Origin of the sequence: Pantoea sp. B566 (assembly GCF_024793925.1) — a bacterium.
GTDB classification, from domain to species: domain Bacteria; phylum Pseudomonadota; class Gammaproteobacteria; order Enterobacterales; family Enterobacteriaceae; genus Pantoea; species Pantoea ananatis.
The window spans coordinates 2,294,890-2,306,341 of sequence record NZ_JANUQL010000003.1 but is presented as its reverse complement, the minus strand read 5'-3'; the positions used below and the strand labels follow the sequence as shown (position 1 = coordinate 2,306,341).

11 protein-coding genes and 1 pseudogene are annotated in these 11,452 nt (G+C 55.2%); 10 read left to right on the top strand and 2 right to left on the bottom strand.

From position 1 onward, the window contains the following. Positions 1–34: 34 nt before the first annotated feature. The 4 genes from nsrR (at position 35) to NYE92_RS12420 (ending at position 5,447) form a co-directional block, all read left to right on the top strand. On the top strand, positions 35–478 hold the full coding sequence (nsrR, locus tag NYE92_RS12435) for a nitric oxide-sensing transcriptional repressor NsrR (RefSeq protein WP_014604899.1): 444 nt from the start codon (positions 35–37) through the stop codon (positions 476–478). Between the two features lie 16 nt (positions 479–494). Beyond that, positions 495–2,930, top strand: a complete 2,436-nt coding sequence (gene rnr / locus NYE92_RS12430) for a ribonuclease R (RefSeq protein WP_013027397.1) — start codon at positions 495–497, stop codon at positions 2,928–2,930. Positions 2,931–2,998: 68 nt separating this feature from the next. Beyond that, positions 2,999–3,733, top strand: coding sequence for a 23S rRNA (guanosine(2251)-2'-O)-methyltransferase RlmB (rlmB, locus tag NYE92_RS12425; RefSeq protein WP_014604900.1), 735 nt, complete (start codon positions 2,999–3,001; stop codon positions 3,731–3,733). 85 nt (positions 3,734–3,818) lie between these two features. Next, positions 3,819–5,447, top strand: coding sequence for an isovaleryl-CoA dehydrogenase (locus NYE92_RS12420; RefSeq protein WP_259019045.1), 1,629 nt, complete (start codon positions 3,819–3,821; stop codon positions 5,445–5,447). On the opposite strand, the gene bsmA is transcribed toward NYE92_RS12420, so the two are convergent. Both bsmA and NYE92_RS12410 read right to left on the bottom strand, forming a co-directional pair. Then, positions 5,421–5,747 (bottom strand): biofilm peroxide resistance protein BsmA, encoded by a 327-nt coding sequence (gene bsmA, locus NYE92_RS12415; protein ID WP_014594721.1) that lies wholly within the window; start codon positions 5,745–5,747, stop codon positions 5,421–5,423. The two genes, NYE92_RS12420 and bsmA, sit on opposite strands and share 27 nt — an antisense overlap. Positions 5,748–5,804: 57 nt before the next feature. Further along, positions 5,805–7,736, bottom strand: a complete 1,932-nt coding sequence (locus NYE92_RS12410) for a methyl-accepting chemotaxis protein (RefSeq protein WP_013027393.1) — start codon at positions 7,734–7,736, stop codon at positions 5,805–5,807. A gap of 156 nt (positions 7,737–7,892) precedes the next feature. Here NYE92_RS12410 and yjfP point away from each other — a divergent pair, with 156 nt between their 5' ends. From yjfP to NYE92_RS12380, 6 genes and pseudogenes are all read left to right on the top strand, one after another. Continuing rightward, positions 7,893–8,642 (top strand): esterase, encoded by a 750-nt coding sequence (yjfP, locus tag NYE92_RS12405; protein ID WP_014594719.1) that lies wholly within the window; start codon positions 7,893–7,895, stop codon positions 8,640–8,642. Positions 8,643–8,915: 273 nt separating this feature from the next. Next, positions 8,916–9,311: a 30S ribosomal protein S6 gene (rpsF, locus tag NYE92_RS12400; protein WP_013027391.1), complete on the top strand. Its 396-nt coding sequence runs from the start codon at positions 8,916–8,918 to the stop codon at positions 9,309–9,311. 6 nt (positions 9,312–9,317) lie between these two features. Beyond that, the gene (gene priB, locus NYE92_RS12395) at positions 9,318–9,635 is read left to right on the top strand and encodes a primosomal replication protein N (protein ID WP_013027390.1); all 318 of its coding nucleotides are present in this window, start codon (positions 9,318–9,320) and stop codon (positions 9,633–9,635) included. Between the two features lie 4 nt (positions 9,636–9,639). Next, positions 9,640–9,867 carry a 30S ribosomal protein S18 gene (gene rpsR, locus NYE92_RS12390; RefSeq protein WP_000135199.1) on the top strand — a complete coding sequence of 76 codons (228 nt, stop codon included), beginning with the start codon at positions 9,640–9,642 and terminating at the stop codon, positions 9,865–9,867. A gap of 38 nt (positions 9,868–9,905) precedes the next feature. Continuing rightward, positions 9,906–10,355 carry a 50S ribosomal protein L9 gene (gene rplI, locus NYE92_RS12385; RefSeq protein ID WP_013027389.1) on the top strand — a complete coding sequence of 150 codons (450 nt, stop codon included), beginning with the start codon at positions 9,906–9,908 and terminating at the stop codon, positions 10,353–10,355. A gap of 122 nt (positions 10,356–10,477) precedes the next feature. Next, positions 10,478–11,445: pseudogene (locus NYE92_RS12380) on the top strand (DMT family transporter). Positions 11,446–11,452 lie beyond the last annotated feature (7 nt).

Sequence of the window (11,452 nt, the reverse complement as noted above, 5' to 3'; positions counted from 1 at the left end):
TAGACGTGCCACCGGATGATTGACTGAGGTCACTGTGCAGCTAACAAGTTTTACCGATTACGGCCTGCGGGCGCTGATTTACATGGCCACCTTGCCGGAAGGCAGGCTGACCAATATCACTGAAGTCACCGATACCTATGGCGTATCGCGTAATCATATGGTCAAAATTATCAATCAGCTTAGTCGTGCAGGATTCGTCTCCGCCATTCGTGGTAAAAATGGTGGTATCCGCCTGGGCATGAGCGCCAGGGACATCGTGATAGGTGAAGTGGTACGCAAAATGGAGCCACTACAGTTAGTGGATTGCTCGAACTGCTCTATCGCGCCCGCCTGCCGCCTTAAAAAGGCCTTACATGACGCCGTGCAGCTGTTTTTACAGGAGCTGGATGGCTACACGCTGGCAGACTTAGTAGAAGGTAATACACCTTTATATGAAATTATATTGTCCGAACCGCCGGTGGCAATGAATATTAAATGACATCGGAGGAACCGTAATGTCAAAAGATCCTTTTCTGGACAGAGAAGCTGAAAAGTACGAAAACCCTATTCCAAGCCGTGAATTTATTCTGGCGTTATTAGAAAAACGAGAAAAACCGGCCAGCCGTGAAGAGCTGGCACAAGAGATGAACCTGCAGGAAGAAGAACACCTCGAAGCCTTGCGCCGTCGTTTACGTGCGATGGAGCGTGACGGTCAGTTAGTTTTTACCCGCCGCCAGTGTTATGCCTTGCCAGAACGTCTCGATCTGCTCCGTGGAAAAGTCATTGGCCACCGTGATGGCTATGGCTTTCTGCGCGCAGAAGGACAAAAAGACGATCTCTACCTGTCTGCGGAACAGATGAAATTCTGCATGCACGGCGACGTGATTCTGGCCCAGCCACTGGGTGCGGATCGCAAAGGCCGCCGTGAAGCCCGTGTGGTGCGGGTACAGGAACCGCGTAACAATCAAATCGTCGGCCGCTACTTTACGGACGCGGGCGTGGGATTTGTGGTGCCTGATGACAGCCGTCTGAGCTTCGACATCCTGATTGGCCCTGACGAAACCATGAATGCCCGAATGGGCTCCGTGGTGGTGGTTGAACTGTTGCAGCGCCCGACGCGTCGTTCGAAGGCGATCGGCAAAATCGCAGAGATTCTGGGCGATGACATGGGCACCAGCCTGGCGGTCGATATGGCGCTGCGCACGCATGAAATTCCGCACAGCTGGCCGCCAGAGGTTGAGGCTCAGGTGGGCAAACTGAATGAAGAGGTCCCGGAGTCGGCAAAAAAAGGCCGTGTTGACCTTCGCGATCTGCCATTGGTCACTATTGATGGTGAAGATGCGCGCGACTTCGATGATGCGGTTTACTGCGAGAAAAAACGCGGCGGCGGCTGGCGGCTGTGGGTCGCGATTGCGGACGTCAGTTATTATGTTCGTCCCGGCACACCGCTGGACAACGAAGCGCAGCAGCGCGGTACCTCGGTCTATTTCCCTTCGCAGGTGGTGCCGATGCTGCCGGAAGTGCTGTCGAACGGCTTGTGTTCGCTGAATCCACAGGTCGATCGCCTGTGTATGGTGTGCGAAATGACCGTGTCGTCAAAAGGTAAGCTCACCGGCTTTAAGCATTATGAAGCCGTGATGAACTCCCATGCACGTCTGACCTATAACAAAGTCTGGAATATTCTGCAGGGCAATCCGGAACTGCGTGAGCAATATGCGCCGCTGGTGAAAGACCTGCAGGAACTGCACAACATGTATCAGGTGCTGGAAACGGCCCGTGAAGAGCGCGGCGGCATCTCATTTGAAACCGAAGAAGCGAAATTTATCTTCAACGCGGAACGTCGAATTGAACGTGTCGAGCGCACCTCACGTAATGATGCCCACAAGCTGATTGAAGAGTGCATGATTCTGGCAAACATTGCCTCCGCGCGTTTCGTCGAGAAGCATCAGGAACCGGCACTGTTCCGCGATCACGATCGTCCCAGCGATGACAGTATCAAAAGCTTCCGCACGGTATTGAATGAGTTGGGTCTGAGCTTACCGGGCGGTAACAAACCGCAGCCGATCGATTACGCCGCGCTACTGGATCAGGTTGCCGATCGCCCCGACGCGGAAATGCTGCAAACCATGCTGCTGCGTTCCATGAAACAGGCGGTGTACGATCCGGAAAACCGGGGCCACTTTGGCCTGGCGCTGGCCTCTTATGCGCACTTCACTTCGCCAATCCGCCGCTATCCGGATTTGTTACTGCATCGCGCCATCAAGTATCTGCTGGCAAAAGAGCAGGGCGAAGTAAAAGGCCTGACCACGGCTACCGGCGGCTACCATTACGATATGCAACAGATGCTGCAGCTGGGCCAGCACTGCTCCATGACAGAGCGCCGTGCCGATGAGGCCACTCGCGATGTGGCAGACTGGCTGAAGTGTGACTTTATGCAGGATCAGGTAGGCAACGTCTTTAACGGCGTGATCTCCAGCGTGACCGGATTCGGTTTCTTTGTGCGCCTGAGCGATCTCTTTATCGACGGGCTGGTTCATGTCTCTACGCTGGACAACGACTACTATCGTTTCGATCCGGTAGGGCAGCGACTGATTGGCGAATCTGGCGGTCGTACCTATCGCCTGGGCGATACCGTTGAAGTCCGGGTCGAAGCGGTCCATATGGACGAGCGTAAAATCGACTTTGCGCTGGTTTCCAGCAAGCGCCAGGTACGTGGCGAAGGCAAAACGGAACGGGATAAGGCGAAGCGGAACGCTAAGGCACCGACGAAGCATCGCCGTCAGGCCGGTCGCAAAACGAATTTCGAGCCGGATTCAGCCTTCCGCAACAGCAGCAGTCAGCCTGCTGCAGCAAAGACTGAGAAAAAAAGTAAAAAAGTTTCCGAGAAAACCCGTAAAATCGCCGCCGCCACCAAGGCTAAGCGTGCCGCGAAGAAGGCGAAGCCGGCCTGATGCGCACACCAGCCCCTGCGTGCATGCAGGGGCTGTTATCCATTCATTTCCAACCACTGAGCAGATTGATGAGCGAAATTATTTTTGGTATCCATGCCGTGCAGGCGCTGCTGGAACGCGATCCTCAGCGTTTCCAGGAAGTCTTTATTCTCAAAGGCCGCGACGATCGTCGCCTGCAACCGCTGGTGACCGCGTTAGAAGCTCAAGGGATCGTGATTCAACTGGCCGATCGTAAATGGCTGGACAGCCAGGTGGAAGGCGGCGTACATCAGGGGATCGTGGCGCGTGTGAAGCCGGGCCGCCAGTATCAGGAAGGCGATCTGCCGGATCTGCTGCAGAGCCTGGAAAAGCCGTTCCTGCTGGTGCTCGACGGCGTTACCGATCCCCACAACCTCGGTGCCTGCTTACGTAGCGCCGATGCCGCAGGCGCCCATGCCGTGATCGTCCCCAAAGATCGCTCCGCACCGCTGAACGCGACGGCGAAAAAGGTTGCCAGTGGTGCGGCAGAAAACGTTCCCCTCATCAGGGTAACCAATCTGGCACGCACCTTGCGCCTGCTGCAGGAATATAACATCTGGGTCGTCGGCACCGCTGGCGAAGCCGACCATACTGTATACCAAAGCAAGATGACCGGGCCGATGGCGCTTGTCATGGGGGCTGAAGGTGAAGGGATGCGTCGCCTGACGCGTGAGCACTGCGATGAGCTAATCAGTATCCCTATGGCAGGCAGCGTTTCGTCCCTCAATGTGTCAGTGGCCACTGGCGTCTGCCTGTTTGAAGCGGTTCGTCAGCGTAACGCGTGATCGCTGCCGCAATTTAGTCTTTCTGTCCGGTCATAATGGTGGCTCACCTTACATACTGAGTGAGTGATATCCGCGAGGAGCCGTTATGACCTGGACAACTCACACCGTTTTCAATCAACCTTTTCCCCTCAGTCACAGCAATCTGTTTCTGTCTGATGTTCCGCTGTGTGACGCACTGCAGCGCGAAGGCGGCGGCTGGGACAGCGAGTGGCTGGCGTCAGTCGGCAGGCAGTTGGGCAGTGCAGAATCGCTGGAGCTGGGCAGGCTCGCCAATGCCAGTCCGCCTGAACTCCACCGTTATGACGCACGCGGCGTCAGGCTGGATGACGTCCGCTTTCATCCAGCCTGGCATCTACTGATGCAGGGCCTTTGCGCCAGCCGTCTGCATAACCTCAGCTGGCAGCCTGACGTACAGCCAAATGCCAGCGTGGCCCGTGCGGCACGCTTTATCGTGCATGCTCAGGTTGAGGCCGGAACGCTCTGTCCGGTGACCATGACCCACGCGGCAATCCCTTTACTACAGCGTTATTTGCCTGCCCGGTTTGAGTCCTGGCTCGAACCCTTACTCAGCGATCGTTACGACACGCATGCGGTTCCGGGCGATCAGAAGCGCGGTCTGCTGATTGGCATGGGCATGACTGAAAAGCAGGGCGGCAGCGATGTGCTGACCAACACGACGCGCGCAGAGCCCCTGGACAGGCGCGGAAGCGGTGAAGCCTATCGTATCGTCGGGCATAAATGGTTTTTCTCTGTGCCGCAAAGCGATGCGCATGTGATTCTTGCGCAAACGCAGCAGGGGCTCAGCTGCTTCTTTCTGCCACGGCTGCTGCCGGACGGTTCACGAAATGCCATCGTCATTGAGCGGTTAAAAGACAAGCTCGGTAACCGATCCAACGCCAGCAGTGAGGTGGAGTTCAGGGAGGCGACCGGCTGGCTGCTGGGCGAAGAGGGCGAAGGCGTTCGTCTGATCCTGAAAATGGCGGGCATGACGCGTCTTGACTGCGCGCTGGGCAGCCACGGCCAAATGCGCCGGGCGTTTTCCGTTGCGCTGTACCACGCACATCATCGTCAGGTCATGGGCAAAACTCTGGTGGATCAACCGATCATGCGTCAGGTGCTGGCGCGTCAGGCCTTGCAGTTAGAAGGGCAAACGGCACTGCTGCTACGTCTGGCTCGTGCCTGGTCTTCTCCCGCCAACGTCCATGAAGCCGCCTTCGCCCGGTTATTCACCCCGGCGGCGAAATATGTGATCTGTAAAGCAGGCGCCCCCTTTATCGCTGAGGCCATGGAGATACTGGGCGGCGTGGGCTATTGCGAAGACAGCGAACTGCCTCGCCTCTATCGTGATATTCCGGTTAACAGTATCTGGGAAGGATCGGGCAACGTGATGTGCCTTGACGTATTAAGAGTGGTGGGCCGCCAGAGCGGCACGCTGGACATGCTCAGGCAGGAGTTTGACGCCGTTAAAGGCTGTAATCGCCATTTCGATCGCAGCTGGCGACAGCTGGCTCTGCACCTGAGCAAAATGGATGAGTCGCAGGCCCGTGAACTTACCGACAGGCTGCTGCAACTGGCGACGGCGGCACAATTGTTGAAGCACGCCGAGCCGTCAGTGGCGGATGCATGGTGCAGTCAGTGGCTCGACCCGCGCGGCACGCGCAAAATCGAGGGGCCACTGACCAACCGCTTACTGGCGCGCGCCAGCGGCAGGTGAGGCGCCATACAGGATGGCGGTCGTGTACCAGATCCCGGGGGTAACCGTTTCGTCGACCATCAAAATCTGATAATAAACGGCACCGGCCTGATTCGCGCGCGCAGCAATGGCACGCTGCGCGTCGTCAGGCGAGCCTCTTACGCTGGCGCTGATGGTGCCCAGCTTCGGTAAACCGCCACTCTGGGCACGGGTAATAGACTGCGCGTGACCTGTTGGCGCGGGCGGGGCCTTTGGCGTCACCTGGAACAGCGAGCAGCCACTTAACAACAAACTTAACGTCAGTAACAGAGCGTAACGCATAGCAGATTTCTCGCCGTCAGGTTAAGTGGATAAGTGTAAGCTACCCGCCCGTTATCTTCACGATTTGATCGAGAAAACACTGACCAGCTGCGTCAAATGATGCCCCTTGTCGCTCAGACTCTGGGCCGTGTTTTCTGCCTGTGCAACCAGTTCACTGTTTTGATGGGTAGCCTGGCTTATCTGGTTCATCGCCAGATTGACCTGACCAATGCCCGCCGTCTGCTGTTGTGCGGCAACGTTAATCTCACCCATTAATGCCTGAACCTGCTCAATGTGCGTCACGATATCGCTCATCGCGTCACGGGTTTGCTCCGACAGTGTATGTCCCTCCGCAACGTGACGTATCGAGGTCGCGATCAGCGTATCGATCTCTTTTGCCGCCTGTGCCGAACGCTGTGCCAGCGCACGCACTTCGGCTGCCACTACGGCAAATCCACGACCGTGCTCACCTGCACGCGCGGCTTCGACAGCGGCATTCAGGGCCAAAATATTGGTCTGGAACGCGATGGACTCGATAACGTGGGTAATTTCGGCAATGCTCTGCGAAGACACGTTAATGGCCGACATCGTGCTGACCGAGCGCGTCACCGTCTGGTTGCCATTACTCACGATACCGCTAGCCTCCGCGACCAGCGACATGGCCTGACGCAGGCTATCGGCGGTGTGCTCAACGGTCGCACCAAACTGCTCCATGCTGGCAGAGGTTTCTTCAACGCTGCTGGCCTGGCGGCCAATCTGCTCACTGATGTTGTGGCTGCTGGCTGCAATGGTATCTGTGCCGTCACTGATCTCCTGCGCGGCGCGGCGAACCTGGGCAACAATCTTCTCCAGCCCCTCGCCGATGCCGTTAATGGCGTTAATCAACTGACCCACTTCGTCATGACGCGTGGTGTCCAGATGCTCCAGCAAATTGCCGGCGGCATACTGCTCAGCTAAGTGAATAACCTGTTGTAACGGTCGCGTGATGGCGCGGCGGCTGTACCAGACAAAGCAGGGGGCAAACAGCAACACCAGAATCAGGCCGGTGATAAGAAACAGATTTCGGCTGTGAATAACCGGAGCCAGCAGGCTGTCACGATTAACTTCACCGACCACAATCCAGTTCCAGCCGGGCAGCTGTTGCCAGGCGAGCATCTTCGTTTCACCGTCGATTTCGACTTGCTGAACACCCTCGGGCTGCGCCAGCATCTGCTTCATGACGCTATCCTGCCAGTCTGGACGCTTGCCTTCATTTTGTTTATCAAACAGATATTGTCCCTGCGCCGCGCCCGGCGAGCCATTGAGCACATAGAAATGCCCGCTGTCGCCCAGGCGGCGAGCCAGCACTTTTTCGCGCATCAGGCCGTACTGCTTATCGATCTGGACGCCGACAAACAGAATCGCGATGACGGCACCGCTGTCGTCTTTAATCGGTTGATACTGCGTGATGTAACGGTGATCGAATAAGGTGGCCAGGCCCCGGAAGGTTTCCCCCTTCATGACGCTTTTCCAGGCGGCGCTGGCAGGATCAAGTTGGGTACCGATCGCCCGGCTGCCATCCTGTTTCTTCAGGGACGTGGAAATACGGATAAAATTATCACCATCGCGGACAAAAATCGTCGCGACAGCCGAGGTGCGATCCGTAAAATCATCGACGGCGATCTGATCGAGGTTAAGGGTTTTAAGGCCGGCACGCAGGGTCGGTGTGGAAAATTCGCCGACCTGAACACGTGCGGTTTCATCGCGGCTGAAGCGTTTAGGTAAAAAGCTGACGAAGAGCTGAGTATAGTTGCCGACTTCCTGCGTCAGCGTCGCATTAAACATGGATGCCATCTCGGTGATGCCCTGCACCTGATTAACCATGTCATCGACGGCAAGACTTTCCAACTGGCGTGAAGCATTCTGGCTTTGGATAAGGGTTAACGCCAATAACAAAACGCCTACGCTGAAGGAAGTGATGACGCATAGCTTCACTCCAAGGCTCGTTCTGCTAAGAGAGAAACGTTTCATAGATTACCTTTGTTTTCTTGTCAAATATGCATTAACAACGGCAGCGCAGCGGAAATATTTAGTTTAGAAATTATTACTATTGTAATGTTGTAAACCATTACCCAGGTTATCGTCGTTGGCGAGGCGCTAAAGGCCGCCCCTGCTTCAGGAGAAAATATGATTGAACTCACCACGGAAAGGCTGGCAGGTATTGAATGTTTGCATGCAGCACCCGCAGGCCAGCGCCAGCAGCGGCTGCCAACGGTCGTGTTTTATCATGGCTTTACCTCGTCGAAAGAGGTTTATGCCTACTTTGCGGTGGCCCTGGCCCAGGCGGGGTTTCGTACCCTGATGCCCGACGCCGATATGCATGGCGCACGCTATAACGGCGATGCCGACGCGCGGTTTAGCCATTTTTGGGACATCCTCAAACAAAACATTGATGAATTCCCGTTGATAGAGGCCGCGTTACGCGCTGATGACCTGATTGCCGGCGACCGTCTTGCCGTCGCCGGGGCCTCAATGGGCGGAATGACGGCGTTAGGGGTGATGGCGCGCTATGCGCATATTCACAGCGTCGCCTGCATGATGGGGTCCGGCTATTTTATGCAACTCAGCCACACGCTGTTCCCGCCTGTCACGGTAACGGGCCCGGAACAGCAGGCACAGTTCACAAAACGGATGGCGCCGCTGGCGGATTACGATCCCGCTGCCCGGCTACATAATCTCGCGGACCGCCCCCTCCTGCTATGGCACGGTGAGGCCGATGAGGTCGTCCCTTTCGCAGAAACCCAGCGGCTGGAACGGGCTCTGCACGAGCAGAGGCTGGATGCCCATCTTGTTTCGTTGTCCGAAAAGCATATCGGACACAAAATTACGCCGTCGGGCCTGACGGCGCTGGTCAGCTTTTTTAAGCGCCAACTCTAGCCCATAAACGACAGCGCCTTCCGTTTCAGCCTCTGTTTGCCTCTGCATTCCCGCTTTCCGCACACAAGGGCGGAAAGCGGGCGTCTCCCGACAATTTAAATGAAATCCCCGCTTGAGTTTGTGCGTTGCCGCCAGTATGATTACGCGTCAATTTTTCAGCTGCATTCAGAGGTGTGTGTCATTACGGTGACCCACGACCTATAACGTTCCTTGCTTCCGTGGGCCGCAGCTGACCCTGACAGGAGGCTGAATAATCCGTAAGGAGCAATTTCGATGCGTCATTACGAAATCGTATTTATGGTTCATCCTGACCAGAGCGAACAGGTTCCGGGCATGATCGAGCGTTACACTGGTGCTATCACTGGTGCAGAAGGCACGATCCACCGTCTGGAAGACTGGGGCCGTCGTCAGCTGGCTTACCCGATCAACAAACTGCACAAAGCACACTATGTTCTGCTGAACGTAGAAGCGCCGCAGGAAGTGATCGACGAGCTGGAAACGAACTTCCGCTTCAACGACGCCGTTATCCGTAGCATGGTTATGCGCGTTAAAAACGCGGTAACTGAAGCATCACCGATGGTTAAAGCGAAAGACGAGCGTCGTGAGCGCCGCGAAGATTTTGCTAACGAATCCGCTGATGACTCAGATGCTGGGGATTCTGAAGAGTAATCCATCGTGACGGTTAATCGGCTGCGCTTGTCTGGCACGGTGTGCAAGACGCCAGTCCGTAAAATTAGCCCGTCAGGAATTCCGCACTGTCAGTTCGTGCTTGAGCACAACTCGGTGCAGGAGGAGGCCGGATTTCACCGGCAAGCCTGGTGTCGAATGCCTGTTATTATTAGCGGCAGCGCCCATCAGGTGATTACTCAACATATAACGGTCGGCACGCAACTCATTCTCGAAGGCTTTATCAGCTGCCATCAGGCGCGAAATGGTCAGAGTAAAATGGTGTTACATGCCGAGCAGATTGAATTGATAGATTCTGGAGACTAGCCAAATGGCACGTTATTTCCGTCGTCGCAAGTTCTGCCGTTTCACCGCGGAAGGCGTTCAAGAGATCGATTATAAAGATATCGCAACGCTGAAAAACTACATCACTGAAAGCGGCAAGATTGTACCAAGCCGTATCACTGGTACTCGCGCAAAATACCAGCGTCAGCTGGCTCGTGCTATCAAGCGCGCGCGTTACCTGTCTCTGCTGCCGTACACTGATCGTCATCAGTAACGGCTGTTGTCCATTAACGACTTTAAGAGGATAAGGTAATGCAAGTTATTCTGCTTGATAAAGTAGCAAACCTGGGCAGCCTGGGTGATCAGGTTAACGTTAAAGCGGGCTACGCTCGTAACTTCCTGGTTCCACAGGGTAAAGCTGTTCCTGCTACCAAGAAAAACGTTGAATTCTTCGAAGCACGTCGTGCAGAACTGGAAGCCAAACTGGCTGACGTTCTGGCAGCATCTAATGCTCGCGCAGAGAAAATCAACGCACTGGGCACCGTTACCATCACGTCTAAAGCAGGCGATGAAGGTAAACTGTTCGGTTCCATCGGTACCCGCGACATCGCTGATGCAGTCACTGCAGCTGGCGTTGAAGTCGCTAAGAGCGAAGTTCGTTTACCGAACGGCGTTCTGCGCACCACCGGTGAGCACGAAGTGGACTTCCAGGTTCACAGCGAAGTCTTCGCGAAACTGATCGTGAACGTAGTAGCAGGCTAATTTTTAGTTACCTGCCACACCTGAACGCCGACACTTGTGTCGGCGTTTTTGTTTTAACGACGTAACAGAATTCCCTTCTCTGTCTTGCAGATTCAGGCTCCTCCGGGCATGTTGAATATAAAATGAAACGCGATTTTATTATTGGCTACGCCCATGCATATCCTTCTGTCGAGTCCGTGTTCACCCGTCGAAATGGGGTTTTTGCCTGCGCAACGCGGTGCTGTTTGCTCTGGGGACGTTCTTACCCCGCGATCAAAAGCGGATACGCGCTGTATCGAATCGCCCAGACGATATTGCCTCGAAAGGGGTTTTTGCCGGTTATCGTTTTTTGTTAGCGGGGCTGATATTGTTTCTTTTTGCCCTGGTGCAGCGCAAACCGGTTTACCGTTTATCCCCCCGCCAGTTTAGTCAGCTTGCCCTGTTGGGTAGCATGCAAACCGCCCTTCAATACACGTTTTTCTAAATCGGGCTCGCGTTTACCACAGGGGTAAAAGGTTCGATCATGAACGCCACGGACACATTTTTTAGCATCATGCTGGCGCATTTTATCTATCAAAATGACAGGCTCAGTGACAACAAATCGCCTGGCTGCCTTCTGGGTTTTAGCGGCGTGATGCTGGTCAACCTCGAAAGTAGACTGAGTGATTTTCAGTTTGTCTGGCAGGGTAACGGCTTCGTGGTGCTGGCCGCGTTTCTCCTCTCTGCCGCCACGCGATAGGGAAAACGCATTTCTCACACTATCGATCCGAAGGTGATGACCGGCTGGCAGTTGGCTCTGGGCGGGGGCGTCATGGTAATGGGCGGTGGCCTGGCGAGTGAGACGCTGCAGATCAACAGTATCGGTGCTGGGGCGGTGTTGGGTTATCTGACGCTGATCTCGTCAGTGACCTTTGTTGCCTTGTAGAGCGTGCTGCTAAAATATAACCGCGTCAGCATGATTGCGCCGTTTAACGTCGTGATGCCTGTAGCAGGCACGGTGCTCTCCGCCGTTTTCCACGGTGAAGATATGTTGGGCATCAAGTATCTGCTTGCCCTGCTGCTGGTCTGTTCGGGGATCGTGCTGGTCAATAAAATCAAAAAAGCGGGATAACGGACAG